Source organism: Pseudomonas glycinis (genome assembly GCF_054871425.1).
In genome coordinates, this window is sequence record NZ_JBTYHF010000004.1 from 509769 (window position 1) to 536155 (window position 26387).

Here is a 26387-nt window from a genome sequence, read left to right on the forward strand (position 1 = left end):
GCCAACTTGCCCAGAAAATCCAGGCCGATCGTCGACCGCGCCGATGCGGCGACCCTTTCGCAAGAACGCAAAGATGTGTTTTTCGCGGCGGTGCAGGTCAGCCGTATGGCCATGATTGTCACCGATCCAGCGCAGCCCGACGATCCCATCATTTTTGCCAACAATGCGTTTCTTGAACTCAGCGGCTACGAGCTGGAAGAAGTGCTCGGGCGCAACTGCAGGTTTCTGCAAGGCGAGCAGACTGATCGTTCCGTCTTGCAACAGGTCAAGCAAGCGCTCAAACATCAACACGAAACCTGCGTGGAGGTACTCAACTATCGCAAGGATGGCTCGTCGTTCTGGAACGAGCTGTTTATCGCGCCACTATTCAACGAGCGCGGGCAACTGGTGTATTTCTTCGCCTCGCAAATGGACGTCAGCCGCCGACGCGACGCCGAGGACGGCCTGCGCTACAGCGAGAACATGGAAGCGCTGGGCCAGTTGACCGGTGGCATCGCCCACGATTTCAACAATCTGTTGCAAGTGATGATCGGCTACATCGAGCTGATCCAGCACACCGCCAAGCGGCCGAGCATTGATCCGCAACGCATCGTGGTCGGCGCCGGCCACGCTCGCGCGGCGGCGGAAAAAGCACGTTTGCTGACCCAGCATCTGCTGGCATTCTCCCGCCGACAACGGCTTGAGGGGCGGGTGATCAATCTTAATGCCTTGCTTGAGCGCTCTCCGTTGCCGACGCATGAATCCGCCGATCTGGAACCGCGATTCGAACTGGCCGAGGACTTGTGGAACTGCCGGCTCGACCCGGCGCAGGCCGAGATGGCACTGAATCATCTGCTGTCCAATGCCCGCGATGCGTTGGGGCAGCAGCAACAGCAACAGCCGGTGATCACCGTGCAGACCCGCAACGTCGTTGTCCCGGATGCCACGGATCCACATCAGGGCGGGCTGGCGGCGGGGCGTTACGTCTGCATCGCGATCGCCGATAACGGCGTGGGCATTGCCGCTGACGATCTCGACAAAGTGATGGAACCGTTTTTCACCACCAAGGAGGAGGGCAACGGTGCCGGACTCGGTTTGTCGATGGTCTATGGCTTCGTCAAGCAATCCGGCGGTGTGGTCAAAATCGAATCGACGCCGGGGCTCGGTACCACGGTGCGCCTGTTCTTCCCGGCGGATGACAGTCAGCTATCGGCACCTGGCTCCGCTGAAACCGCAGAAAATCTCAAGGGCACGGAGCGCATCCTGATCGTCGAGGATCGCGCCGACGTTGCTGAACTGGCGCGCTTCGTACTGTCCGAACAGGGTTACCGCACCACCATCGCTGCAGACGCGAGCGAGGCAGTGGCGATGTTGCAGAGTAGCGACTTTGAGCTGGTCTTCACCGATCTGGTCATGCCCGGTGAGATGAACGGGCTGGCACTGGCGCGGGAAATCAGCCAGCGCTATCCGGCCATGCAGATCCTGCTGACGACCGGCTACTGCGCGGACGATTCGACGCCCAATGAGCTGGCTGACAATGAGTTCGAATTGATCGCCAAGCCCTACGCGCCGGTGGATCTGTTGCGCAAGCTGCGCTCGATGCTCGGCTGAAAAAACGAACTGTCAGTGAACGTTCGGCGTCCATCCTTAAGACCACATTGAGCAACCAGTGAGGGGACGATCCCCGAGGAGATGTTTGCTATGAGTGATTATCCGATGGACGAAACCGATTCCGATCACCGCAACCGCCAGTTCGGTCAGGCGCTGGGGCTGGATGCTGACGAGGTGGAGTCGTGGGTCAGTGCAATCGAAGAGGACGGCAGCGGCATGGGCTACGTCGTGCATTTTTCCAGCGAGACGCCGGTGGACGTACTGGCCAAGGTGCAAGGGCTGGGCGATGACCTGATGATCAATATCGGGCCGATCGACTGAGCATCAGGGAGAACGGTTCATGCAGGAGCAACCTTTGGTGGTGATAAGCGGCGCCAGTGCTGGCGTGGGTCGCGCGGTGGCCCACCGGTTTGCCGCTGGGGGCTACCGCATCGGCCTGTTGGCGCGTGATCCGGCGGGGCTGGCCGCCACGCAGGAGGAGCTGCAAGCGTATGGCGTTCAGGTTGAAACGGTTAGCGTCGATGTCGCCGATGCGCTCGCCGTGCAAGAGGCCGCGCAGCAACTGGAAGCCACGCTTGGGCCGCTGGCGGTGTGGGTCAACGCGGCGATGGTCACGGTGCTCTCGCCGATAGAACAATTGTCCGCCGCCGAGATCGAGCGCGTCACTCAGGTGACCTATCTCGGTACGGTTCATGGCACCTTGGCGGCGCTGTCGTTGATGCGTCCGCGCAACAAGGGCCTGATCATCCAGGTCGGCTCGGCACTGGCCTATCGCGCCATTCCGTTGCAGGCCGCCTATTGCGGGGCGAAGTTCGCTGTGCGCGGTTTTACTGATTCATTGCGCTGTGAGTTGCTGCATGAGCGCAGCCATATTCGCGTGTGCATGGTGCAATTGCCGGCGATCAATACCCCGCAGTTCGATTGGGCACGTAACAAATTGCCCAAGCGTCCCCAACCGGTGCCACCGATTCACGACCCCGATGTGGCAGCACGAGCAATTTTCAGTGTGGTAAAGCGTCCGCCGCGAGAGTTGTGGCTGGGGTGGTCGACGATCAAAGCGGTTGTCGGCCAATCGGTCATGCCCGGTCTGCTCGACCGTTTGATGGCGCGAAGTGCATGGTCCGGTCAGCAGACCAATGAGCCTGAAGACAACGAGCACCCGGACAACCTGTTCGAAGCGCAGCCGGATCGGCATCAGACCCGTGGCCGCTTTATCGGCCGCTCAAAGGACGCGGCGCTGGCCTTGACTTCGACTCAAGTGCTGGCGGTATCGGCAGTGATTGCCGTACTGGTGGGCGTGGTTCTATTACAGCTTTGATTGTTTCCCGTTAGTCAGGGGTTGACGGATTTCAGTGCGCCAGCGGAGGGCTTGAGTTTTTCCTGCAGGTCGCGGGCAGTTTTTGCCTGTTTCTCGATGTCCGGCAACGCGGATTGGGCGAAAGCCTTGAGCTGCGGATTTTGTGATGACAGCGCTTCTTTCTTGAACAGCATCAGCTTTTGCTCAAGGGTTTCGGCCTGGCTGTCGATGTAAATGCGGTCGAACGAGTCATCCCTTGATTCAAGGCGTAGCTGCTTGGCTTTGGATGCCACCGAGGGTTCGGCGGGAACCACCATATGCTGGCTTTGCCCCAGCTGCCTGATTTGTTTATCGAAGTGCTCATGGTCGGCGATCATTTGTCTGGCGAACGCTTTGACTTCGGGCAAGGTTGCCTTTTCCAAGGCGATGCGCGAACTATTGTGCTGGAACAGGCTTTGCTGTGCCGCCTCTTCGATGAAGGCGTCGATGGTGTCTGCATGGCCTGGCTGGACGCTCACAGCCAAGACCGCAAGGCAGATCGCGGCGAGTGATTTCATGGCGCGTAACCTCCGCAGCATCGATGGATGGTGGCGGCCCGGGATCGGCTCATGGCTGCTGATAGTGGCCGGGGACGTTGTCGCCTTCGTCGGGCCTGGTGCGTTTCTGCACCTGGACGTCGCTCAGTGAAGCGGTCTTCAATTCGGGGAAAGCGGTCTTGACCAGGGTTTCAGCGAGACCCGGATCAAGGGTGTCGCCATCGTGGATCAGCGTGCGGCTTTGCGGCTGGTTGTCGACGATGAAACTGACGAGGTAGCGGTGCTCATGGGACATGGCTGAAATCCTTGGGTGCATGGCAGCAAAAATTGCAGTACATGCACCTTTGATGAACACCGCTGACAAGCATTCAAATAAACCCTTTGAAGGGCGACAGATGGTGCCGCTTTGCAGATGAACAGGACGTCGCTCAAATTTCCTTGATCGGCGTCTCGCCCTGTACGGCTTTGATCAGATTGATCACGTGCAGGCAATCAGCCTTGTTCACATACGATTCGCCACTGGCCACGGTCTCGTGGTTACGCGCACGCAGCCGCCAGCGCCATTGGCCTTTGCCAGTGCTCGGGGTGCCTCGGGTTTGTCGGTAGATTTCGAAATACATGGGGTTCGCTCCCTGCGATGGATGTGCGCGCCAACCTGTGTGGCGCATCGACGCAAGCCTAGCGCAGCGGGTTTTTTTGGCTATCGCGGATTTGTTTCCAATCGTTCGCGGATGTTTCTGAAAGACCCTGCCCAGAGCGCCGCGACTGCCCGGCGAATTGGCCGATATGACGCCGTGTCATGCTTGCACGTGCGTGCCTGCTACTGCTTAATACGGGACGGCTCATGGCCTCGAAAAACTTTCGATGACCGACAAACTATAAAAAGAGCACTCCTTTGACTGAGCACGGAACGCAACAGGCCGGGCAGGTGGCGTTGTCGCTGGTGATCCCCGTTTTCAACGAGGCCGACAGCCTCGACAGCTTTCTTTCGCGCATCGACGAGGTCTTTCAGGCGCAGGCGCTGATCGATCTTGAACTGGTCTTCATCAACGATGGCAGCACCGACACGACCCTTGAGCGTTTGCTTGAACGGCAGCGGCAAGACTCGCGTCTGCGCATCGTCGACCTGAGTCGAAACTTTGGTAAAGAAGCGGCGTTGTCGGCCGGTCTGCAAATGGCCGGCGGGCAGATCGTGGTACCGATCGACGCCGATCTGCAGGACCCGCCGGAAGTCATCTTGCAGATGATCGAGCGCTGGCGCGAAGGTTACGAAGTGGTGCTGGGGCATCGCGTCAGCCGCCGCAGCGACACGTGGGCCAAGTCGACCTCGGCCCACTGGTTCTATCGTCTGCACAACCGCATCGCCGAACAGCCGTTACCGGAAAACGTTGGCGACTTCCGCCTGATGGATCGCTGCGTGGTCGATGCCTTGCTGACCCTGCCCGAGTCGCGCCGCTTCATGAAAGGTCTGTTCGCCTGGGTCGGTTTCCGCACCACGCATGTCGACTACGAGCGCCCCGAGCGCGTGGCCGGACAGAGCAAGTTCAATGGCTGGCGCCTGTGGAATTTCGCTCTGGAGGGCATCACCAGTTTCAGCACCGAACCGCTGCGGGTCTGGACTTACCTGGGAGCGACGGTTTCGCTGGTGTCGTTTGCCTTCGCGATGTTCATTGTCTTGCGCACGCTGATCCACGGTATCGATCTGCCCGGTTATGCGTCTTTAATGGTCGCGGTCACGTTTCTCGGCGGTCTGCAATTGATCGGCATCGGCGTACTTGGCGAATACCTCGGCCGCACTTATATCGAATCCAAACGCCGGCCGGTTTTTCTGGTGCGTCGCGTCTACGACCCCAAGGACTGACAGATGGATCTCAAGGAAACCGACATCCTCGGCGACAGCATCGATGAGCATTGGTATTACTGCTCGAAAGCGGCGGCGATCCGGCAATTGCTGGGTGACATGCCGATCCGACGAATACTCGATGTCGGTGCCGGCTCGGGGTTTTTCTCGCATCATCTGCTGACCCACACCGACGCGCATGAGGCGTGGTGCGTCGACATCAGTTACCCCGCCGATTCAAGCGCCACCACCGCGGGCAAACCGGTGCATTACCGACGCAACATCGACAGCATTGATGCCGATCTGGTGTTACTGATGGATGTGCTCGAGCATGTCGACGACGACCTCGGCCTGCTCAAAAGCTACGTCGATAAAGTGCCTTCGGGCAGTCGTTTTCTGCTGACGGTGCCGGCGTTCCAGTTTCTCTGGAGCGGTCATGATGATTTTCTCGAGCACAAGCGCCGCTACACCCTCGCGCAATTCGAAACCGTGGCGGGCGATGCCGGTTTGACCGTGCAGCGCGGCGCCTACTATTTCGGTGCGGTGTTTCCTATCGCCGCTGCGTTGCGCCTGATGCCTCAAGGTTCGCCGACCGCACAGCCACAGTCGCAACTCAAACGTCATCACCCGTGGGTCAACAGCGTGCTCAAGACCCTGTGCCGACTGGAGTTGCCGTTGATGGGCAGAAACCGGCTGGCCGGTTTGAGCGTCTTCGTGCTGGCGCAGAAACCGTGATCGGCAGTGAGCGTTCAGCGTTGGTCCGCCGTGGTCTGCGCTTTGCCCTGACCGGGCTGTTTGTCACTGCGCTGCATGCGCTGGTGGCTGTGCTGTTCATCCGCTTCATCGCGCCCGAACCGCCGCTGGCCAATGGTTTCGCCTTTGCCGTGGCGACCGTTGTGTCTTATGTGATCAACACCACCTGGAGCTTTTCAGCTCGCCTGCACGGGCGCACGTTACTGCGCTTTGTGTCGGTCTCGGCGGGCGGTTTTCTATTGGCGATGCTGGTTGCCTGGGCGGCGCAAATGGCTGGGTTGCATTATTTGCTCGGAATCGGCGCCGTGGCCCTGACGGTGCCGGCATTTACTTTCGTTTTGCATAATTTCTGGACGTATCGATGAAGCTTTGCTCAACCTCTCGGGCCGCTGCGCTGTTGCCTGTGCTGCTAGGCATTCTGGCGTTTTTTATCGTGGTCGGCCCTCGGGCGTTGAACCCGATGAACATTGCCTGGCTGGGCGACGGCGACCCGGCCACCCACTACCAGGGTTGGGTATTTTTCCGGCACTCGCCATGGAGCTTTCCGCTGGGGCTCAATCCGTCTTACGGACTGGAGTTGTCCAACGGCTTGATCTTTTCCGATTCCAATCCTCTGTTCGCCTTTTTGTTCAAGCCGTTCTCGGCGCTGTTGCCGGAGCCGTTTCAGTATTTCGGACTGTGGTTACTGACCTGCTTCATTCTGCAGAGCTGGTTTGCCTGGAAACTGCTCGGCCTGGTGACCCGCGACGCGGTTGTGCGGTTGCTCGGCACCGGGCTGTTTTTATTCGTTCCGGCCATGCTGATCCGCATGAGCGTGCACCTGTCCCTGGGCGGGCATTTCATGTTGTTGGCTGCGCTTTATCTGGCGCTACGGCCATTCACGCCCAAGCGCTCTCTGGCCTGGGGAACGTTGCTGGCGGCGGCCGCGCTGATTCACGCCTATTTGCTGGCGATGATTGCGCTGATCTGGCTCGCCGATCTCGCAGCACACACCCTGCGGCGACATCTGGCGCCGCGCAAAGCTGTGGCCGAACTGATCGGTCTGTTTTTGCTGGTGAGTCTGTGTTGCTGGCAGGCGGGCTACTTCAGCGTCGGCGATGACGGCCTGGCACTGATGGGCTACGGCCTGTTTCGGGCCAACGTGTTGAGCTTTTTCGACCCGGGAACCTGGTCGTTTGCCCTGCGCGACATGCCCGGTGTGTTGGGCGACGGTGACGGTTTTGCTTTCCTTGGTTTGGGTGTGGTGTTCCTGTTCATCTGCGCCTTCGCGGTATGGCTGCAACGCGGCACGGATGTTCACCTCAAGCCACGTCGCTACCCGTTGCTGTTGCTCGCGCTCGCCGGCCTGGCGCTGTTTGCGTTTTCCAACAACATCGGTGTCGGCCCATTCGAGTTGCACATCCCGCTGCCGGATGCGGTGGTCGCGGTGGCGACGATTTTTCGCGGTTCGGGGCGGATGATCTGGCCTGTCATGTACATGGCGATTTTCGCCATCCTGTACGTGGTGATTCGCGGGCACGCTGCGCGCACTGCGCGGGTTCTGCTGGGCATTGCCCTGTTGCTGCAAGTGGCGGATACGCGTTCCGGCTGGGGAGAGTCGCGCAATCTGTTCATGGCCGCGCCGGCGCCACAATGGCCGACGCCGCTGGTTGATCCGTTCTGGGATCAGGCAGCCCGCCATTATCAGGCGGTGCGCTGGCTGCGCCCGGAGAATTATCCGGAACAGTGGCGAACGCTGGCCGAGTATGCGGGACGCCATCATCTGCCGACCAATGCGGTCTACCTCGGCCGCATGAGTACCAAGGCCACCGAGGCGGCCCAGGCTGTGGCCGACCAGATGGTCAGCTCTGGTCAATACGCCGCCGATACGTTGTATGTACTCGATAGCCGCACTGTGCTGCCGGCCGCGCTGACCCTCAATCGCGAGACTGACGTACTCGCCAGAATCGACGGTTTGAACGTGCTGGCACCCGGCTGGAAGCGTTGCGCCGATTGCCCGCCCATCGTGGCCGCTGATCCCCTTACGCTGATTTCGCCACTGAAGTCGAACGAGCGCGTGACCTTCAACGTTACCAGCCTGGCGACGTTCTTCCTCGGCAGCGGATGGTCGAAAAGCGAACCGTGGGGCACGTGGTCCGAGGGCAGTGAGTCGCAAATCATTTTGCGGCCCGAGGCCCCGGTAAGGTCATTTGTGCTGGAAGCCAACGCGTTGATTGCGCCGTCACATACCGAACAGGGGCTGGAGGTCATCGTCAACGATGTGGCGGTGCTCTCCACCCGTTTGCGCAAGCCCGAAGCGAACGTTGTCAGCGTTGATCTGCCAGCCGAAGTGCAGCAGCGCATCGAACGTGAAGGCGTGCTGGTGATTCGTTTCCAGCACGCCGATGCCGTCAGCCCGAGAGCGCTGGGCATGGGACTCGATCCGCGCAAGCTGGCCATTGGCATTCGGGCGTTGACGCTTCATTGACCCGGCAGTGGCAGTTTGGCGCAGCGGCCCATAGACGCGGTTCATGGGCCTTTCTACACTGCCGCTATTCCGGGAGCAGGGGCAATGGATGAACCGCAATGAACTACGCAAGGCCGACATCAACCTGATGGTGGTGTTCGAGACCCTGATGCTCGAACGCAACGTGACCCGTGCGGCGGAGAAGCTGTTCCTCGGCCAGCCGACCATCAGTTCGGCACTCAACCGTTTGCGCACGATGCTCAATGATCCGCTTTTCATCCGCGTCGGCCATCGCATGGAACCGACGGCCCGCGCCGAAGACATTTACCGCCATCTCAAACCGGCACTGGATTCACTGTCGGCGGCGCTGAGCCTGACCCGCGATTTCGATCCCGCCACCAGCACCATGACCTTTCGCATCGGCCTGTCCGACGACGTCGAATTCGGCCTGCTGCCGCCGCTGTTGCGCGCGCTGCGCCAGGAAGCACCGAGCGTGGTGTTCGTGGTGCAGCATGTCGATTACTGGCGCATTCCCGACCTGTTGGCCGCCGGTGATATCACCGTCGGCATCAGCCAGACCCGGGGCCTGCCGGCCAACGCCAAACGCAAACTGCTGCGGCACATCCAGCCGAGCATCCTGCGCGCCGATGCCTCTGCTACACCGCTGACCCTCGACGAATATTGCGCTCGCCCGCATGTGCTGGTGTCGCACACGGCCAATGTCAGTGGCTACGCCGATGAGTGGCTGGCGGAACTGGGCCGCACGCGGCAGGTGGTGTTGTCGGTGCCGCAATACAGCGCACTGCCGGCGTTGCTGGCCGGCACCGACCTGATCGCCAGCCTGCCGGATTACACCGCAGCGGCGATGGCGGCGTCCGGGGCGCTGTTCCAGGAACCGTTTCCGTTCAAGACGCCGACATTGGACCTGTCGATGGTCTGGCTCAGCCACGTCGACAGCGACCCGGCCGAACGCTGGCTGCGCTCGCGGCTCGAAGCGTTCATGAGTGAACGGCCGCTGATTCCGTCCTGACAAGCACCACACAACCCTGTGGAGCGAGCCTGCTCGCGAAGCCGTTCGGCAGGCGCGGATGTGCAAACTGAAAGGACGCTTTCGCGAGCAGGCTCGCTCCCACAAATGACGCTGTGTGATTGTGTTATATGTACGCCCCCGCATCCGCCGACTGGAGATCCGCAATGCCACACCTGCACATGGAATACACCGCCAACCTGACGCAGTTGAACGCTGACATCGCCCTGATCCGGCTCAACAACACGCTCGTTGGTTCCGGTCAGTTCGGCGCGGAGTTCGACATCAAGAGCCGCGCGATCAAGATCGACAACTTCAAGGTCGGCACGGCGCAGGGCGAGCGCGCCTTCGTCCATGTGAAACTGGCCTTGCTCAGCGGGCGCTCGACGGAGATCAAGAAGCAGCTCTCGCAAAGCCTGTTGGCGGTGTTGCAGGAACTCTGCGAATGGCCGGCCGGGCTCGAAGTGCAACTGTGTGTCGAACTGCTCGACATCGATCGCGAGTCCTACAGCAAAGCCGCGATCGGCGTCTGACGCTCAGGCGTTTTCCAGCTCGCTGCACACCTGAATCACCTGCTCGCGCAGCCAGACGTTGGCGCTGTCCTGATCGGCGTTCTGGCTCCACTGCATGTCGAGGGTGAAACCCGGCAAGCCATTGGGTGCCTCGCAGTGGTTGAACACCGCATCGTTGGTCAGCAAACGCTGGATACGCCGGGGCAGGGTGAGGATGAAATCGGTGCCGGTGATCATCTTCAACGCGGCGCTGTAGCTGTTCGAGCGCGCGACAATCTGACGTTTCTGCGCCTGCCGCGCCAGCCAGCCGTCGACCATGTTGGTGCTTGATGTCCATGGCGTCGGGAACACATGCCGACGTTCGGTGAATGCTTGCAGGCTCAGGCGCGGCTCCAGTGGCGTGGCGCGTTTGTCGAAGACGCAGACCAGATCATCTTCCAGCAGCATCCGTGATTTCAGATCTGCATGCTGGCGGTGAAAGTGCGGGCCGAAACTGATCACCAGGTCGAGGCTGCCGTCGCGCAACTCTTCGGCCGGAACGTCGGTTTCAAACTTGTGCATGTTGACCATCACCGGCAAGTCATCGAAGTCGAAGCGCTTCAACAGTCGCGGCAGAATCAATTGCTCGAAGTATTCCGGTGCGCAAATGTTGAAAGTCACCGCCTGCCGACTCGGGTCGAAGGCCGGGGCACCGGCGTGGCAGAGGTTGATGCTTTCGAGGATTTTCTGCACATGGCCGTACATGCTGCAGGCTTTGTAGGTCGGGCGCATGCCGGTGCGGGTGTTGATGAACAGTTCGTCTTCGAAACTGGTGCGCAGTTTCTTCAGGCAATAACTGACGGTGGACTGGCTGACGAACAGGGTTTCCGAGACATCGGTGACACTGCTCTGCTCGTACACGGCGACGAATACCATCAAGTCCTGCATGTCGAGCTTGCGAAGCAAATTACTGTTCAGCATGAGTTCCGTCTCGCTGTGCCCCCTTGCGCAGAATTCGCGCAAACGTGTGCGTACGATCCTAACGGAACGATGGTGCCAGGAGAAACCCTTGTAGGACATTTCACGGACACATGTGGGACAGAAACTTTTAGCAACACGACGTTGCCAATCTCGTGCGCAAAAGATGGCCAGAGGCCTCTAGCCCGGGCGAGGCAAGTGGCGCGCGTAGTGGCGAGGGTCGAAGCGCATCACCATCAGCAGCATGATCACCATCACCGCCGTCAACGCCCACCACGCGCCTTCGAAATTGCCCAGCCGATCGCGAATCATCCCTGCCAACAGCGGCGAGAGGCTGGCGATCAGATAACCGATCCCCTGTACAAACGCGGTCAGGCCACCGGCACGCTGCGGCTCGTCGCAATGATCCAGCGCGACGATCAGGCTCATCGGAAACAGACCGCCAATCCCCAGCCCCAACAGACACGGCCATAACAAGGCCAGAGTTATCGGAGCGAGAATCAGCCCGCAGAAACCGCCGATGATCAGCAACAGCAGAACCGCCAATATCCCACGCCGGTCACGGCTGCGATTGGCGATCGCCGGCACTGCCAGGCCGGAAATGACCTCCACCGCTGTAAGAAAACCCAACAGCAGCCCGGCGTTCTGTTCACTCCAGCCTTTTTCCACGTAATACGGGGCAAGCCAGGCGAGGACGCAGGTGTAGGACGCCGTACCGAGGCCAAAGAACATCGCCAGCAACCAGGCGCGCGGGCGGGTGATGAAGGACTCCCGCCGGGTCCCCCTTGATATGGCTTGCGCGGGCTGCAAACACCAGACCAGCAACGCGACCAATGCCAACGCCGCCCAGATGGCCAGCCCCACGCGCCAGCTGCCGGCCTGCACCATCACCAGTGGCGCGAACGAGGCGGCAATCGCCGCGCCGCCCATGATCGACGTGACGTAGACGCCCATGCATAACGCCACGTTGTCAGCAAAGCGCGATTTGATCAGCGCCGGCATCAATGCCTGAATCAGGGCTATGCCAACGCCGGCCAGTATCGCGCTGACGATCAGCTCGAACGCCGAATCGATAAACAGCCGTGACAGGCTCGCCAGCCCGATGATCAACAGCGACAGCAGCACCGTGCGTCGTTCGCCCAGGCGCCGGCTGATGCTCAGGCCGAAAAACATCGCCAGTCCCATGGCCATCACCGGCAGCATCGTCAGCAGAGAGGCAAGCGTGAAGCTCAATGGGATATCGCTACGGATCGCCGACAGCAGCGGCCCGATGGCGGCCATTGAGGGGCGCAGATTGAGTGCGACAAGGATGATCGCGAGCATCAGCCAAGCGGCGGGACGGGTGTGATTCATCGGCGGGCCTTCGAGTCCAGGGGCTGATGATTAGGCGTGGCGTCGCCGCCGTCAGCAAATCAGAAAACCCCGGGCCAGACCTAAAAACTCGATAACACCCCTGTCCCGATGTGGGAGCGAGCCTGCTCGCGAATGCGTTCCTCCAGACAGACATTCATTTGCTGACACTGCGCTTTCGCGAGCAGGCTCGCTCCTACAGGACATTGCGAAGTGCCTGAAACTGAATAAACCCTGAACCATTCTCAAATACTCGCAAACTTTCACGTTCGTACTCCGAGGCAACTAATCATTAGCATCTTTTTCACGAAAAATTGATTCGCTGCCGCCTAAAGTTTGGCATGCCTCGGTGAATGAAATTTTCACACTTGACGAGGCTCTTCTTTCAGGAACAGTCACTCATATGTTGAAGTTAAAAGCCGTGCACCCGGAATGGGTGACGTTGTTTGCCAGCGCCTTTTTGTTGCTCGGTTTCAATCTGGTGCTTTGGCAACATTTGTTCGAGATCACCGCCGGCGATGGCAAGGGCGTCGCCATGCGCGTGGCGTTTGGCGTGATGATCTTTGCCGCGTTCAACATAGTCCTGACGTTATTCGCTTTCCGGCCACTGCTTAAACCACTGTTGACCCTGTTGTTTTTAGTCAGCGCCGGCGTGGCTTACTTCATGAGCCAATATGGCGTGATGATCGATGCCGGCATGTTTCGCAACTTTGCCGAAACCAATGTGACGGAAGTGCGTGATCTGCTCTCGTTGAAGTTGTTCGCTTATATTCTCTTGCTGGGTATTTTGCCGTGTTTGTTGTTGTGGAAAGTACCGGTCAATTATCGGCGCTGGCATCGTGAGTTGTTCAGCAAAGTTATTGTCAGTGTTGCCTCGGCAGCGGTGATCGGTGTTGTCGCATTGGCCAACTACCAAGGCTTGTCATCACTGTTTCGCAATCACCACGAAATTCGCCTGATGCTGGTGCCGAGCAATTACGTCGGTGCGTCCCTGGGCTACCTGCAAGAGCAAGTGGTCTCGGCGCAGCAGCCGTTCATCAAGATCGGCGAAGATGCCCAGCGCAATCCCGACTTGCAGCTACAGCCACGCAAATCCCTCACGGTGCTGGTGGTGGGGGAGAGTGCGCGGGCGCAGAACTTCGGCATTCTCGGTTACGACCGAGACACCACGCCGCAACTGGACAAGGAAGCGGGGCTGATCGCTTTTACTGACGTGCATTCCTGCGGCACGGAAACCGCAGTCTCGGTACCGTGTATGTTCTCCAACATGGGCCGCAAGGATTACAACGCCAGCAAGGCCAGGAATGAAGAGGGCTTGCTCGACGTACTCAAGCGTGCCGGCATCGATGTGATCTGGCGCGATAACCAGTCCGGCTGTAAAGGTACTTGCGACCGCGTCACGGTGCAGGATGTCAGCAAGTTGCAAGACCCTGCGTTATGCGCCAACAGCGAATGTCGCGATGAAATTCTCCTGCAAGGCCTGCAAAGTTTCATCGATCATCTGGACAAGGACACCGTGCTGGTTCTGCACCAGATGGGCAGTCATGGCCCGGACTACTTCAAGCGTTATCCCAAGGAGTACGAACACTTCACTCCGGTCTGTGAAAGTAACGCGCTGAACAATTGCAGCCGCGAAAGTATCGTCAACGGTTACGACAACACGCTGGTCTACACCGACCATGTGCTGGCGAGCCTGATCGATGTGCTGCGCAGCAATCAGGACAAAGTCGACACCGCCATGCTCTATCTGTCGGACCACGGCGAGTCGCTGGGCGAGTACAACCTGTTTCTGCACGGCACGCCGTACATGCTGGCGCCCGAGCAACAGAAGCATGTAGCGATGCTGGCGTGGTTCTCTGACAGCTATCAGAAGGCCTATTCGGTCGACACCCATTGCCTGCAACTGAGCCGGGACAAACCGCTGAGCCAGGACAATCTGTTTCACTCGATGCTCGGCCTGCTGGAAGTGCGCAGCAGCGTGTATCAGCCGGCGCTGGACATGTTTGCCGGTTGTCGCGGCGCGGTGATCGACGGCGTGTTGGCCAAGCAGTGAAGCGTTTCCTGCCCGTCGCGCCAATGCGACGGGCCTTTCTGTTTCTGCTGTCAGACTATTCTTGCTGACAGGCAAGACATTTCCTTACAGCTCTTGCCCTTCAAAGGCGCGTAAATCGTCGGTGGCGATATATACTGCGCGCCATTCTTCAAGGGAGAGCCGTGTGGCTATCGATATTCACTGGATTCGCGACAACGAAAGCCTCGCGCAGTTTTGCGCCGAGTGGCAGCAGCTGCCGTTCGTTGCCCTCGACACCGAATTCATGCGGGTCGACACCTTCTACCCGATTGCCGGCCTGTTGCAGATCGGCGACGGCAAACGCGCCTACCTGATCGATCCGCTGACCATCAACGCCTGGCAACCGCTGGCCGCGTTGCTGGAAAACCCGGCGGTGCTCAAAGTCCTGCACGCCTGCAGCGAAGACCTCGAAGTGCTGTTGCGCCTGACCGGCAGCCTGCCGGCGCCGTTGTTCGACACGCAACTGGCCGCCGCTTACCTGAACCTCGGTTTTTCGATGGGCTATTCGCGACTGGTGCAGGAAGTGCTCGGCATCGACCTGCCCAAGGGCGAGACCCGCTCCGACTGGTTGCAGCGTCCGCTGTCCGAAACCCAGATCAGCTATGCCGCCGAAGATGCCGTGCATCTGGCCGAGGTGTTCGTCGAGTTGCGGCCCAAGCTGTCCGACGACAAGTTCGCCTGGGTGCTGGAGGATGGCGCCGAACTGGTTGCCAACCTGCGCCGCGAGACCGATCCGTACGAGGTCTATCGCGAGGCGAAACTGGCGTGGAAGCTGTCCCGTGCGCAACTGGCCGTGCTGCGTGAACTGTGCGCCTGGCGCGAAAAAGAAGCCCGCGCCCGCGACCTGCCGCGCAACCGCATCGTCCGGGAACATTCGCTGTGGCCCCTGGCCCGCACGCAGCCGGATAACCTCGCGGCGCTGGGCAAGATCGAAGACATGCACCCGCGTACCGTACGTCAGGACGGGCAGTTTCTGCTTGATCTGATCAAGCGCTCTGGCAGTGTGGGGCCGGATCAATGGCCGCCGGCAGTGCCCGAGCCGTTGCCGATCGAAGCCGCTGCGTTGATCAAACAACTGCGCGCGCTGGGTCAGGCCGAGGCCGAACGCCTGGGTATTGCCCCGGAACTGATGCTGCGCAAGAAAACCCTCGAAGCCCTGGTCAAAAGCGGCTTCCCCGAGGGTCCTTACCAATTGCCCGATTCGCTGCGTGGCTGGCGCCGCGAATTGCTCGGCCAGAAGCTGCTCGACAGCCTGGCCACCGCCGGAGAACAGCCTTGAAACGTATTTGCTCCATCTACCAAAGCTCCAAGCGCAGCGGCATGTATCTCTACGTGCTCAAGAGCGATGCGCTCGAGCGCGTGCCGGATGCGCTGATGACGGCTTTCGGCAAAGCGAAGCATTCCTTCGATCTGGTGCTGTCGCCCGAGCGCAAGCTGGCCAGCGAAGACATCACCGTGGTTCTGGAAAACCTCGACAAGCAGGGCTATCACCTGCAGATGCCACCGGCCGAGGACGAGTACATCGAGCACTTGCCCGAAGAGTTGCTGCGACGCAACGACCCGGTCTGACCCGCGAGGCCCTGTCCTGGGCCTCGGTTAACCCTGGAACTGTTTTTACCGCGATGGCCGGCCCCAACCCGGCGGCTGTCTGCACGGTTTGCGAAAGGTTTGAAGATGCGCGTTCTGATTGCTGAACACGACCACGCGATATACGCCCGCCTGCTGCGTCAGGCACTGCCCGAGCTTGAAGTCCTGACCAGCGGCGACTCCGCCGAACTGGCGCGGCAGGCCGCCGATTGCCCGGTGTGGCTGGGCCAGCCGGATCTGCTCGCGACCCTGCTGCGCCAGGGCCATCAACCGCAATGGCTGCAATCGACCTGGGCCGGCATCACGCCGCTGCTCGCGGACGGCCTGCGCCGCGACTATCGCCTGACCCGCGCCGTGGGGATTTTCGGTCAGGTCATGGCCGAATACGTGCTGACCTACATCCTCGGCCACGAACGCGAAGTGCTGGCGCGGCTGGTCAGTCAGGTCGAGCGCAAGTGGGACAACCGCAGCGGCCAGAGTCTGGTCGGGCGCAAGGTGCTGATCGTCGGCACCGGTGACATCGGTCAGAGCGTTGCGCAGTTTCTGCGGCCGTTCGGCGTCGAGCTGTACGGCATCGCCAGCAGCGCCCGCGAACAGGCGCCGTTTGTCGAAGTCGGCGCGCTGGCGGATCTGCCGCGTCTGGTGGGCGAGGTGGACTACGTGGTCAATCTGCTGCCGAACACCGAACACACCCACGATATCTACGACGCGGCGCTGTTCAAGCAATTCAAACCGACCGGACTGTTCATCAACGCTGGACGCGGTGTGGCAGTGGTCGATGCTGATCTGGTTGAAGCTTTGAAGGAAGGGCATCTGGCCGGCGCGGTGATCGACGTCTGCCGTCAGGAACCATTGCCGCAACGCCATCCATTCTGGACCGCGTGGGGCTTGCTCCTGACCGGGCACAGCTCGGCACCGACCTCGCCGGCGCTGATGGTGGATTTGTTTGTGCAGAATCTGAAAGCGTATGAGGCGGGTGAAGCGTTGCGCGGCGAGGTGGATTTCACCCGCGGTTACTGACTCACCCGATTTCGCTGTGGGAGCGAGCCTGCTCGCGAAGAGGGCGTGTCAGTCGACAACAGCGTGTCTGACACAGCGCTTTCGCGAGCAGGCTCGCTCGCACAATGGTTTCAAAGTGCAGTCACCAGTTTGCTCAGCGGGCGGCGCTGGCGCTGACAAGCGGATTTACCGACAGTCGCCAGCGCTTGGCCCCCGCGCCCGCTGGCACTAGACTGGCGGCCTTTTCACCACCTTGATGTTGATGCTTGAGCCATGGCCGCCATAGTCGAACCGTTCTGGAAACGCAAAACCCTCGATCAACTCGATCACGAGGAATGGGAATCGCTGTGCGACGGCTGCGGTCTTTGCTGCCTGCAAAAGCTCGAGGATGAAGAAGACAACAGCGTCTATTACACGCGCATCGCCTGCAAACTGCTGGATCTGAAAACCTGCCAGTGCAGCGATTATCCGAACCGGATCAAGTTTGTCCCGGACTGCATCCAGCTTACGCCGGGTCAGGCGGAAGAGTTCAAATGGCTGCCGCCGACCTGCGGTTATCGGCTGGTCAGCGAGGGCAAGGATCTGCCGTTATGGCATCACCTGGTGTGTGGCGACCGCGACGCGGTGCACCATGAGCGGATTTCCCAGTCCGGGCGCATGCTTGCCGAAGGCAGCGTGCCGGAGGATGACTGGGAAGATCATCTGATTTTTCGCGCGGGCTGAACTTTTCTCGCTTCAGGTATATCGCAATCGCTGGCAAGCCAGCTCCCACAGGTTTTTCTGTGGGAGCTGGCTTGCCAGCGAAGAGGCCATCAGCGGCGCTGAAGATCCCGGATCAAACCCCGGCCTTCGGCGAGACCAGCGAATCATTGCCGGTAACGGTTGCCGTTTCGGTGGCCACTTCGGCATTGGTCTTCAGCTTGCTCAGCTCTTCCCCGGCGCGTTCGATCTTCGCCCGCACGTTGCTCATGTCCTGACGGCCTTTTTCCAGCAGGCTTTTCGCCGAGCAGTGCCCGGTAATGCCACGGGCCACGGCCATGCCGCCGAGCGCTACTTGAATCAGGCCGAACACGCCGCCACGGCGCAGGCCCTTGCCGACCATCAGTACGCCGCCGGTCAACGAGCCGACGCGCTCCCAACCGTGCACATTCTTGTGCGAAGGCGACTGGAACGGGGTGGATTCGATGCGTTCTACGCGTTTGAGCTCGCTCATGGTCTATCTCCAGGCAGGGTGCGATTGATAGATAAGCTGACTGCCATGGCGGTCAGCTTGTTCCATCGAATGTACGACGCTTCAGCGGAATTTCGGCCCGGAGCGGGTGTTCAGGCCTTTGGCCATGCGGTCGTAGAGCACGACGTTGACCGTGGCGGCGAGGTTCATGCAGCCGGTGGTCGGGATGTACACGACGTCTTCGCACCAGTCGCGAATCTCCTTATCCAGCGAACCGTCTTCCGGGCCGAAGATGTACAGAGCGCGGTCGGGGTGGGTGTATTCCGGCAGCGGCCGGGCGCCTTCGACCAGCTCCACGGCGACGGGCACGCAGTTGAGCGGAAGGATTTTTTTCAGGTCGTCAATGCCGATCAGCGGGATGTCGTAGTGCACCCGCTTGGTGTCGGTGACGAAGTCGGCGGCGCGTTCATAACGCTTGCCGGTGTAGAACACCGACGCCACGCCGTAACAGCCTGCGGCGCGCATCACCGAACCGACGTTCTCCGGAGATTTGGGGTTGTACAAACCGATGCAGCTGTACCGTTTGTCTGCCACGAGCGGGGTGCCTTCGGGAAAAAGAGCGCGATTATACGGGGATTGGGGGAGGGCGGGCAGATTCGAGACTTGTGGTGTCTGGCAGGCCGCTTTCGCGAGCAGGCTCGCTCCCACATCCCCTGTGGGAGCGAGCCTGCTCGCGAAAGGGCCAGCTCAGGCGATGAAGATCTTCAGTCTTCTTTTTTCATCAAGCCAGCCAGGGCCGCAAACGGGTTATGCGTGGCCTTGGCGATCTTTGGTGTGCTCAGCGAGCCGTCGCCGAAATACTGCTGATCGGTGTAACGCGAGTGTTCGTTGTCGTGGCAATACAGGCACAACAGCTCCCAATTCGAGCCGTCCTGCGGGTTGTTGTCGTGGTTGTGGTCGCGGTGATGCACAGTCAGTTCGCTCAGGCGCTTGCCGGAAAACTCACGGGCGCAGCGGCCGCAAACGTGCGGGTACATTTTCAGGGCCTTGTCGCGGTAGCCCATTTCCTTGTCGCGCTGGTTGTCGGCGAGGATGCGGTCCAGCTTCGACGTGTTGGTGGGGGTGGACGAACTCATGGGTTCACCTTTGCAGAAAGACTGATGACGGTTATGCGCAGAGTTTAGCTCAGCCCTTGAGCTTCTCGGCAATCCAGATCGTGTGGCGGGTGCCCTTGTTGCCGTGGGCGAAGACCTGGACTTCTTCGGCTTTGAAACCGGCCTTCTTCAATTTGTCGGAAAACTGCCGGTCGGCGCTGGCCGACCACACCGCGAGCACGCCTTTGGGGCGCAGGGCCTTGGCGCAGGCATTCAGACCAGCGGCGGAGTACAGCCAACTGTTGGCCTTCTGGGTCAGACCTTCAGGACCGTTGTCGACGTCGAGCATGATCGCGTCGAAACCGTTCGGCTCGCTTTGCAGCACGTTGGCCACATCTTCCATGCGGATCACCGTTCGCGGATCGAGCAATGGCCGACCGGACTTCTCCCCGAGCGGGCCGCGATTCCACTCGACTACCCCGGGCACCAGCTCAGCGACCACCACTTCGGCGGACTTGCCCAGGTGCTTGAGTGCCGAGGCGAGGGTGAAACCCATGCCCAGGCCGCCGATCAACACCCGCGAATTCGGCCGGCCGGTGACCTTGCGGCAGGGAATCTCGGCCAGCGCATCTTCAGAACCGTGCATGCGCGTGTTCATCAACTGTCCGCCATCGCCGCCCTGGATCTTGATGACGAAGTCCTCGCCATACTCGAACAGGCACAGGGCACCGCCGTTTTCAGGGATCGGGGTGGTGTCGAGCAGAACGAAACGTTTCATGGAAATCTCTACAAGGGGGAAGGCAAGCAGGCGCGTTGGGAGTAGCCTGAGCACAGACTAAAGGCCAAACGGAGCCCTTGATGAAGCGCACCATTCTAACGGTCATTACCCTGGCCGCGCTCGCGATTACTGCGGTGCAGGCCCAGCAGAGCGTTCCAGTCAGCCCGACGCCGCAACCCGGTTCGCCCGGCACTGCGACGCCGACGCCGTATCCGCAGATCACCCCGATCACCCTGCCCAAGTCGGGCGCCGGCAGCGGCAGCCCGCCGCTGGTACCGATCGAAATGCCCAGCCCGCCAAGCAAGGATCAACCGGTGCCGGGCATCGAGCCGAACGGCAACAAGGTCAAGTCCCCCGGCGGTTAAACTTGTTGTGCGGCGAGTTGGCCGTCGGCCATGCGCAGGCGTTTGGACAGCGAGACGGCGAGGGCGCGGATGATTTTTGCGGCGATTTTCGGTGCGTCGTTGAGCATTTTCTCCAGCGAGTCCTTGCCCAGGTTGAGCAACTGACAGTTGCTCGCCGCGATACACGTGGCCGAGCGGCGCTCGCCATCGAGCACGGCCATTTCACCGAAGGCCCGGCCGCTGCGCAGGGTGGCCATGGTGATCACCTGGCCGTCGGCGCCGGTTTTCTGCACGGCGACCTGGCCGGTGTGGATGATGCACATGAAACTGCCGGCATCGCCCTCGCGAAAAATCGCCTCGCCCTCAGCCACGGTGCTGATACTGAAATAGCCGGAAGCGGCCGCAAAGTCGGCCAGTTGCAATTGATCGAACAGGCCACAGTCCATCAGCCAGTCGCGGATTTCGTTGTTCAGAAAGGTCGGTTCGGACATGTCGATGCGGTCTTTTTGTTATCACATTTCAAGGCTATACACGGATCCCGTAGGAATGGGCTTTTGTGGCGAGGGGATTTATCCCCGCTCGGCTGCGCAGCAGTCGCAAATCCTGCCAACTCGGTGCTTCAGGAATACTGAGTTTGCGGGGTTTGGGGCCGCTTCGCAGCCCAACGGGGATAAATCCCCTCGCCACAAGGGTCTGCAGTTAAGACCCAAGCCACCCACAGAGTTCCTCAGGCAATTCCCAAAACCTTGAACACAAATGCATATTCGAGCGCTACGTCACGTAATCCCTGATAGCGCCCGCTCATGCCGCCATGCCCAGCACCCAATTCAGTCTTGAGCAGCAGCACATTGTCGTCGGTCTTGGTCGCGCGCAATTTCGCCACCCACTTGGCCGCCTCCCAATACTGCACACGGCTGTCGTTGTAACCGGCGATCACCAGCAGTGGCGGATAAGCCTGCGCGGTGACGTTTTCGTACGGCGCGTAAGCCTTGATCCGATCATAGACGTCCGGTTCTTCCGGGTTGCCCCATTCGTCGTATTCGGTGACGGTCAGCGGTAGCTCGGGGTCGAGCATGGTGTTGAGTACGTCGACGAACGGCACTTCGGCAATCGCTACGCCGAACAGATCCGGGCGCTGGTTGAGCACCGCGCCGATCAGCAGGCCACCGGCGCTGCCGCCGCTGATCGCCAGTTTTTCCGCCGTGGTGATGCCGTTGAGGATCAGAAACTCGGCGCAGGCGATGAAGTCGCTGAAGGTGTTGTGTTTGTGCTCCTGCTTGCCGGCGCGATACCAGGCTTCGCCCAGCTCACCGCCGCCGCGCACGTGGGCGATGGCGAAGGCCATGCCACGATCAAGCAGGCTCAGGCGGGCGTGAGAAAACCATGGATCGAGGCTGGAACCGTAAGCGCCGTAACCATACAGATACAGCGGCACCGGTTTACCGACCATCTCGCGTTTCATCACCAGACTGATCGGCACTTGCGTGCCGTCCGGCGCGGTGGCCCATAGACGTTGACTGACATAGGCATCGGCATCAAATTGGCCGAGTACCGGGGTTTCCTTGAGCACCGTTTGCTCGCCGCTGGCGAGGATCAACTGGCGCACCTGAGCCGGGCGATTCAACGCTTCGTAGCGCAAGCGAATGCGATCGCTCTCGAATTCCAGGCTGTTTTGCACATGCAGACTGTAGGCCGCATCGGGCAACTGCACGCGATACGACGCCTGGCCCTGCGGGTGAACCTCAATGATCGGCAGGCCACCTTCGCGCAGGCTCAAGGTCATCGCCTCTGCGTTGAGGCTGACACCGTCGAGCATCACTTCTTCGTTGTGCGGGATAAGGTTCTGCCAGTCGGCCTCGCTTGGCGGCACGCCAGTGTCCGGGGCCTGATACAGAGCGAAGTTGATGCCGTCGCGGTTGGTGCGGATAAACCAGGTCCAGACGCCATCGAGCAGGCCGTGGTCGACGTCGTATTCGTGATCTTCGACCCGTGGCGCCAGGCAGCTGAATGGCAGATGTGGCTGATTGGCGTCCAGCGCCCAGACTTCACTGGTGGTCTTGCTGCCCAGCGACAGCAGCAACTGCTGTTCGGAGCTGGCGCGGTAGCAATGCAGGAAGAACCGCCCATCCGGCTCGTGAAAAACCTCTTCAGCGGCAGTGCCATCGAGGCGATAGCGGAACAGTTTATGCGGGCGATGGGTGTCGTCGAGCACGCCGAAAAACAGGGTCAGGCTGTCGTTGGCCCAGGTCATGCTGCCGTCGCAGTCCTCGAATTCCAGTTCGCTGACCCTGTCGTTGGACAGCTCTTTGACGAACAGCGTGTAGATCTCGTCGCCCGAAGTATCGACGCTGTAGGCCAGGCGCTGGTGATCGGGGCTGATGCTGAAAGCACCGAGCGAGAAGAAACCGCCGTTGGCCAGCGCATTCGGGTCGAGCAGCAGCTGCTCGCGGCTTTCATCGAGGGTCAGGCTGTCATCGGCAGGACGCGGGCAGCGGTAGTGCCGGGCGTATTCGTCACCGGCGGTGGTGCGCGTGTAATACAGATACGGGCCCCAAGGCGAGGGCAGGGACAGATCGGTCTCGAGAATCCGTCCCTTGATCTCATTGAACAGGCTTTCACGCAGTTCGGCCTGATCGGCGGTTTGCGCTTCCTGATAAGCGTTTTCAGCCTTGAGGTAGTCGAGCACCGCGTCGGTGTCGCGCTCCTGCAGCCAGGCATACGGGTCGGCGCCGGGCGCCCGCTGGGCAATCGGGGCAGTCATGACATTGGCGGATTCGGGCATGGGAGGCTCTCGGACAATATTCGGATAAAGGTTTCGCGTATTTTGAAACCGCCGCAGAGCCCTGTGGGAGCGAGCTTGCTCGCGAAGGCGTCCTGGCAGATGACTTTTGCTGCAATGACACACCGCATTCGCGAGCAGGCTCGCTCCCACAGGGGCGGCTGCTGGCCGTCTGGTATTGGGACAAGCCGCATGGGCGAAAAGTCGTTACTATAAGCGCCTATTTGCCTGCCTTGCCATGGACACCATGACCGAGAACGACTATCTGATCGCCTGGGGCCTTTACGCCTTTGCCGCCGTGGGCTGCCTGCTGGTATGGATGCGCCTGACCACCTGGATGTGGCGCTGGCTGCGCGAGCCGCTGCGTGTGCTGATGGCGGTGTTGCTGTTCAGCCCGACCATCGTCGATCCGGTGAAAGCCAAAGTTGCACCGGCCATCGCCATCACCGCCCTGGACATGCTGTTCAAGGTCGGCAACAACGCCTGGCGCGCGGTTTCCGATCTGTTCATGTACGGCATGATCGCCTTCGGGGTGTATCTGGTTTTCGTCTTGATCCGCCTGCCGATCGAGCGCGCCTCGACAGCGCGGCGTGAACGCGCCGAGGCCGCCAAGGCTGCGGCCCGTGCCGAAGAGCGCGACGATGATCAACCGTTCGGCGGCGCCGGTGATGACCGCTACGGTCGCCCGCCAGTGCCGAACAATCCGCAGCGCATGCGGGTCGAGCCGCGTCTGTAACCCGAGAGTCCGCACATGTGTGAATTACTGGGCATGAGTGCCAACGTGCCGACTGACATCGTGTTCAGCTTCACCGGCCTGATGCAGCGCGGCGGCCGCACCGGCCCGCACCGCGACGGCTGGGGCATTGCCTTCTACGAGGGGCGCGGCTTGCGTCTGTTTCAGGATCCGGCAGCGAGCAGCGAGTCGGAAGTGGCCAACCTGGTGCAGCGTTATCCGATCAAGAGCGAAGTGGTCATCGGCCACATCCGCCAGGCCAACGTCGGCAAGGTCTGCCTGTCCAACACCCACCCGTTCGTCCGCGAACTGTGGGGGCGCAACTGGTGTTTCGCGCACAACGGCCAGCTCGCCGACTTCACCCCGATCAAGAGTTTCTACCGCCCGGTCGGCGATACCGACAGCGAAGCGGCATTCTGCGACCTGCTCAACCGGGTACGCGCAGCCTTCCCCGAGCCGGTCGATATCGAAGTGCTGCTGCCGGATCTGGTCGCAGCGTGCGCCGAATATCGCAGCAAGGGCGTGTTCAATTGTTTGCTCAGCGACGGCGACTGGCTGTTCTGTTACTGCTCGACCAAACTGGCTCAGATCACCCGCCGCGCACCGTTCGGCCCGGCGCGGCTCAAGGATGTCGATGTGATTGTCGACTTTCAGGCCGAAACCACGCCCAACGATGTGGTCACGGTGATTGCCACCGAGCCTCTGACCGAAAACGAAACCTGGACCCGCTACGAACCGGGCCAATGGAGCCTGTGGCGACGCGGCGAATGCGTCAGCCAGGGCAAGACCGAATAAGGATTTGCACCCATGTTGCTCAGTTATCTACGGCTGGTGTTGTTTGCGGCGGGCCTGTTGATCGGTGTCCAGGTCCCGGGGTTTATCAACGATTACGCCCAGCGTGTCGAAGCGCACCTGATCGAAGCGCAGACCGGCCTGCGCGGTTTCCAGGGCACGGCGGATCAGTTTTTCAAAGGCGACATGCAGGCGCTGGTCGCGCATTACCGGGCCAGCGAAGACCCGATTTTCCGCAGCGATGCCGACAGCCTGAACACCTTGCTCACCCGCCAGGTCGCGTTGGACAAGCAATTCCAGGCGATGCAAGGCCCGTGGTATGTGCGCTTCCTGCAAGTGGTCCTGGCTGCTGATCCGGATATTCGCAAGGAAACCTGGAACGGCTACAGCTACCAGATCCTGTTGACGCCAGAGGCGATGATCTGGGGCATGAGCGGCGCGTTGCTGCTGTCGTTCGGTGTCGAATGCCTGTTCCGCCTGATCGACTGGGTCGTCCTCGGCGGCCGCCGCCTGCGCCAGAGCCGACCGATCGAAGATCGCGACGTCCGCGGTTTGTAAAACCTGCTCAATCCCCTCTGGCAACAGAGGCCTTATGGCATGGGGGATTCTGTGGCGAGTGGGCTCTGTGGTGAATGAGTTCTGTGGTGAGTGGGTTCTGTGGCGAGGGGATTTATCCCCGTTGGGCTGCGCAGCAGCCCCAAAACCTGCAAATGCGGTACCTCTGAAAGACCGCGTTGGCCGCAATCACGACTGCTGCGCAGCCGAGCGGGGATAAATCCCCTCGCCACTGATCATCCAGTGAGGGTGATGCAGTCCTTGCCCACCTTGTGCGCATACCCCGCCAAGACCTGCTGACACAACGTCACAATCTCCTCGACCCACTCAACCCCGACCCGCCACGACACCACCACCGGCAGATTCGCCGGCCGCTGCTCGATGTCGAGCAAGATCAATTCGCCACGCGCCAGCTCCTCGGCCACCAGCACCGGCGGCAGCGCGCCGATACCGAAGCCATCGCGCAATAGCCGGGTGATCGCTGACACCGAATTCACGCAATTCAAACGTGGCGCCATGACGCCGTTGGCCTGCATCAGGGCGACGATATCCTGATGCGGTCGTGAGTTTTTCGAATAGGTGATGATCCGCTCCTGCGCCAGTTCGGCGAGGTCGGCGTAGTCGCGGTTGTAGATCGAATTGCTCGCGACGATCCAGCCCAGTGGATGGCTGGCCAACTCCAGGCTGCGCACGCTTTCGTGGCGGATCAGATCGGTTTGCAACACCAGATCGAGAAAACCTTTTTGCAGCTGATCGCAGAGGTTCAGCGCGGTATCTGCGACCAACTCGATCTCCACCCGTGGGTACAGATCGGTCATCTGCGCCACCAGCGGGCTCAGCCAGGTATGAATCACCGTGTCCATCACGCCGATACGCACCCGGCCGACCTTGCTCGAACGGGTTTCGATCGATTGTTTCAGCGCCGCCATGGTGTCGAGCATCTGTTCAGCGTAATCGAGCACCTTCAAGCCTTCCGGGGTCAGGCTGACGCCGCGTGAATCGCGCAGAAACAGCTTCACGCCCAGTTCGCCTTCGAGCACCGCAATGCGGCTGGAAATCGACGCCTGGGTGGTGAACAGCTTGTCGGCGGTCAGGCGAAAACTCTTCAGGCGCGCGACCCAGACAAAGGTCTCGAGAAACTTCAGATTCATGGACAAGGCTCGGCTGACAAATTTT

The 26387-nt window shown here is 60.5% G+C and carries 30 protein-coding genes; 18 read left to right on the forward strand and 12 right to left on the reverse strand.

Going from position 1 to position 26387, the window contains the following annotated elements:
- Positions 1-6: 6 nt before the first annotated feature.
- The 3 genes from ACYSTU_RS12810 to ACYSTU_RS12820 all read left to right on the forward strand — a co-directional run bounded on the left by ACYSTU_RS12810 (position 7) and on the right by ACYSTU_RS12820 (position 2908).
- On the forward strand, positions 7-1590 hold the full coding sequence (locus tag ACYSTU_RS12810; protein ID WP_260470849.1) for a histidine kinase famiy protein: 1584 nt from the start codon (positions 7-9) through the stop codon (positions 1588-1590).
- A 90-nt stretch (positions 1591-1680) separates the two neighbouring features.
- Positions 1681-1911 (forward strand): hypothetical protein, encoded by a 231-nt coding sequence (locus ACYSTU_RS12815; RefSeq protein WP_071174678.1) that lies wholly within the window; start codon positions 1681-1683, stop codon positions 1909-1911.
- Between the two features lie 19 nt (positions 1912-1930).
- Positions 1931-2908 (forward strand): SDR family oxidoreductase, encoded by a 978-nt coding sequence (locus ACYSTU_RS12820; RefSeq protein WP_498998998.1) that lies wholly within the window; start codon positions 1931-1933, stop codon positions 2906-2908.
- Positions 2909-2922: 14 nt separating this feature from the next.
- On the opposite strand, the gene ACYSTU_RS12825 is transcribed toward ACYSTU_RS12820, so the two are convergent.
- From ACYSTU_RS12825 to ACYSTU_RS12835, 3 genes are all read right to left on the reverse strand, one after another.
- Entirely contained in the window at positions 2923-3444 is a 522-nt protein-coding gene (locus ACYSTU_RS12825) for a DUF4142 domain-containing protein (protein WP_498999001.1), read from the reverse strand.
- 49 nt (positions 3445-3493) lie between these two features.
- On the reverse strand, positions 3494-3718 hold the full coding sequence (locus ACYSTU_RS12830) for a hypothetical protein (protein ID WP_125917770.1): 225 nt from the start codon (positions 3716-3718) through the stop codon (positions 3494-3496).
- A 133-nt stretch (positions 3719-3851) separates the two neighbouring features.
- Positions 3852-4043 carry a YegP family protein gene (locus ACYSTU_RS12835; protein ID WP_016771242.1) on the reverse strand — a complete coding sequence of 64 codons (192 nt, stop codon included), beginning with the start codon at positions 4041-4043 and terminating at the stop codon, positions 3852-3854.
- A gap of 275 nt (positions 4044-4318) precedes the next feature.
- On the opposite strand from ACYSTU_RS12835, the gene ACYSTU_RS12840 reads away from it, so the two are divergent.
- The 6 genes from ACYSTU_RS12840 to ACYSTU_RS12865 all read left to right on the forward strand — a co-directional run bounded on the left by ACYSTU_RS12840 (position 4319) and on the right by ACYSTU_RS12865 (position 10022).
- Positions 4319-5284, forward strand: coding sequence for a glycosyltransferase family 2 protein (locus ACYSTU_RS12840; protein WP_125917771.1), 966 nt, complete (start codon positions 4319-4321; stop codon positions 5282-5284).
- Between the two features lie 3 nt (positions 5285-5287).
- Positions 5288-5998, forward strand: coding sequence for a class I SAM-dependent methyltransferase (locus ACYSTU_RS12845; RefSeq protein WP_498999013.1), 711 nt, complete (start codon positions 5288-5290; stop codon positions 5996-5998).
- Positions 5995-6381 (forward strand): GtrA family protein, encoded by a 387-nt coding sequence (locus tag ACYSTU_RS12850; RefSeq protein WP_024012011.1) that lies wholly within the window; start codon positions 5995-5997, stop codon positions 6379-6381. Before ACYSTU_RS12845 ends, ACYSTU_RS12850 begins: the two co-directional genes overlap by 4 nt.
- On the forward strand, positions 6378-8483 hold the full coding sequence (locus ACYSTU_RS12855; RefSeq protein WP_498999017.1) for a DUF6311 domain-containing protein: 2106 nt from the start codon (positions 6378-6380) through the stop codon (positions 8481-8483). The genes ACYSTU_RS12850 and ACYSTU_RS12855 overlap by 4 nt, the downstream gene beginning before the upstream one ends.
- A gap of 88 nt (positions 8484-8571) precedes the next feature.
- Positions 8572-9492, forward strand: coding sequence for a LysR substrate-binding domain-containing protein (locus ACYSTU_RS12860; protein ID WP_123442913.1), 921 nt, complete (start codon positions 8572-8574; stop codon positions 9490-9492).
- 164 nt (positions 9493-9656) lie between these two features.
- Positions 9657-10022 carry a 5-carboxymethyl-2-hydroxymuconate Delta-isomerase gene (locus ACYSTU_RS12865; RefSeq protein ID WP_498999020.1) on the forward strand — a complete coding sequence of 122 codons (366 nt, stop codon included), beginning with the start codon at positions 9657-9659 and terminating at the stop codon, positions 10020-10022.
- 3 nt (positions 10023-10025) lie between these two features.
- Here ACYSTU_RS12865 and ACYSTU_RS12870 read toward each other — a convergent pair whose 3' ends face one another.
- Together ACYSTU_RS12870 and ACYSTU_RS12875 are read right to left on the reverse strand one after the other, a co-directional pair.
- Positions 10026-10961, reverse strand: coding sequence for a LysR family transcriptional regulator (locus tag ACYSTU_RS12870; RefSeq protein ID WP_024012014.1), 936 nt, complete (start codon positions 10959-10961; stop codon positions 10026-10028).
- A gap of 177 nt (positions 10962-11138) precedes the next feature.
- Positions 11139-12311 (reverse strand): cyanate transporter, encoded by a 1173-nt coding sequence (locus ACYSTU_RS12875; RefSeq protein WP_498999025.1) that lies wholly within the window; start codon positions 12309-12311, stop codon positions 11139-11141.
- 400 nt (positions 12312-12711) lie between these two features.
- On the opposite strand from ACYSTU_RS12875, the gene ACYSTU_RS12880 reads away from it, so the two are divergent.
- The 5 genes from ACYSTU_RS12880 (at position 12712) to ACYSTU_RS12900 (ending at position 17688) form a co-directional block, all read left to right on the forward strand.
- Complete coding sequence (locus ACYSTU_RS12880; protein ID WP_498999029.1) at positions 12712-14361, forward strand: phosphoethanolamine transferase; 1650 nt, start codon at positions 12712-12714, stop codon at positions 14359-14361.
- Between the two features lie 163 nt (positions 14362-14524).
- Positions 14525-15658 carry a ribonuclease D gene (gene rnd / locus ACYSTU_RS12885; protein WP_024012017.1) on the forward strand — a complete coding sequence of 378 codons (1134 nt, stop codon included), beginning with the start codon at positions 14525-14527 and terminating at the stop codon, positions 15656-15658.
- The gene (locus ACYSTU_RS12890) at positions 15655-15948 is read left to right on the forward strand and encodes a YcgL domain-containing protein (RefSeq protein WP_016771234.1); all 294 of its coding nucleotides are present in this window, start codon (positions 15655-15657) and stop codon (positions 15946-15948) included. The genes rnd and ACYSTU_RS12890 overlap by 4 nt, the downstream gene beginning before the upstream one ends.
- Before the next feature lie 105 nt (positions 15949-16053).
- Positions 16054-16986, forward strand: coding sequence for a D-2-hydroxyacid dehydrogenase (locus ACYSTU_RS12895; protein WP_073472920.1), 933 nt, complete (start codon positions 16054-16056; stop codon positions 16984-16986).
- 252 nt (positions 16987-17238) lie between these two features.
- A complete protein-coding gene (locus ACYSTU_RS12900; RefSeq protein WP_016771232.1) occupies positions 17239-17688 on the forward strand; it encodes a YcgN family cysteine cluster protein in 450 nt (149 codons plus the stop codon).
- A gap of 112 nt (positions 17689-17800) precedes the next feature.
- Here the strand turns inward: ACYSTU_RS12900 and ACYSTU_RS12905 are convergent, their stop codons facing one another.
- The 4 genes from ACYSTU_RS12905 to ACYSTU_RS12920 form a co-directional block, all read right to left on the reverse strand.
- Positions 17801-18178, reverse strand: a complete 378-nt coding sequence (locus ACYSTU_RS12905; protein WP_016771231.1) for a YgaP family membrane protein — start codon at positions 18176-18178, stop codon at positions 17801-17803.
- Positions 18179-18259: 81 nt separating this feature from the next.
- Positions 18260-18730, reverse strand: a complete 471-nt coding sequence (locus ACYSTU_RS12910) for an RNA methyltransferase (protein WP_007911337.1) — start codon at positions 18728-18730, stop codon at positions 18260-18262.
- Between the two features lie 170 nt (positions 18731-18900).
- A complete protein-coding gene (locus ACYSTU_RS12915) occupies positions 18901-19272 on the reverse strand; it encodes a YajD family HNH nuclease (protein ID WP_003222612.1) in 372 nt (123 codons plus the stop codon).
- A gap of 49 nt (positions 19273-19321) precedes the next feature.
- Positions 19322-20008 carry a spermidine synthase gene (locus ACYSTU_RS12920; protein WP_498999046.1) on the reverse strand — a complete coding sequence of 229 codons (687 nt, stop codon included), beginning with the start codon at positions 20006-20008 and terminating at the stop codon, positions 19322-19324.
- Positions 20009-20088: 80 nt separating this feature from the next.
- On the opposite strand from ACYSTU_RS12920, the gene ACYSTU_RS12925 reads away from it, so the two are divergent.
- On the forward strand, positions 20089-20373 hold the full coding sequence (locus tag ACYSTU_RS12925) for a hypothetical protein (RefSeq protein ID WP_016771228.1): 285 nt from the start codon (positions 20089-20091) through the stop codon (positions 20371-20373).
- On the opposite strand, the gene ACYSTU_RS12930 is transcribed toward ACYSTU_RS12925, so the two are convergent.
- Together ACYSTU_RS12930 and ACYSTU_RS12935 are read right to left on the reverse strand one after the other, a co-directional pair.
- The gene (locus ACYSTU_RS12930; RefSeq protein WP_016771227.1) at positions 20370-20843 is read right to left on the reverse strand and encodes a cyclic nucleotide-binding domain-containing protein; all 474 of its coding nucleotides are present in this window, start codon (positions 20841-20843) and stop codon (positions 20370-20372) included. The two genes, ACYSTU_RS12925 and ACYSTU_RS12930, sit on opposite strands and share 4 nt — an antisense overlap.
- Before the next feature lie 236 nt (positions 20844-21079).
- Positions 21080-23134, reverse strand: coding sequence for a S9 family peptidase (locus ACYSTU_RS12935; RefSeq protein ID WP_498999051.1), 2055 nt, complete (start codon positions 23132-23134; stop codon positions 21080-21082).
- A 235-nt stretch (positions 23135-23369) separates the two neighbouring features.
- On the opposite strand from ACYSTU_RS12935, the gene ACYSTU_RS12940 reads away from it, so the two are divergent.
- Genes ACYSTU_RS12940 through ACYSTU_RS12950 form a run of 3 tightly spaced genes read left to right on the forward strand, consistent with a single transcriptional unit; the run spans position 23370 to position 25214 of the window.
- Positions 23370-23867, forward strand: coding sequence for a hypothetical protein (locus ACYSTU_RS12940; protein ID WP_016771225.1), 498 nt, complete (start codon positions 23370-23372; stop codon positions 23865-23867).
- Positions 23868-23882: 15 nt separating this feature from the next.
- On the forward strand, positions 23883-24659 hold the full coding sequence (locus ACYSTU_RS12945; RefSeq protein ID WP_024012022.1) for a class II glutamine amidotransferase: 777 nt from the start codon (positions 23883-23885) through the stop codon (positions 24657-24659).
- A gap of 12 nt (positions 24660-24671) precedes the next feature.
- Positions 24672-25214, forward strand: coding sequence for a DUF2937 family protein (locus ACYSTU_RS12950; RefSeq protein ID WP_024012023.1), 543 nt, complete (start codon positions 24672-24674; stop codon positions 25212-25214).
- A gap of 233 nt (positions 25215-25447) precedes the next feature.
- Here ACYSTU_RS12950 and ACYSTU_RS12955 read toward each other — a convergent pair whose 3' ends face one another.
- A complete protein-coding gene (locus tag ACYSTU_RS12955; protein WP_071174694.1) occupies positions 25448-26362 on the reverse strand; it encodes a LysR family transcriptional regulator in 915 nt (304 codons plus the stop codon).
- Between the last annotated feature and the right edge of the window lie 25 nt (positions 26363-26387).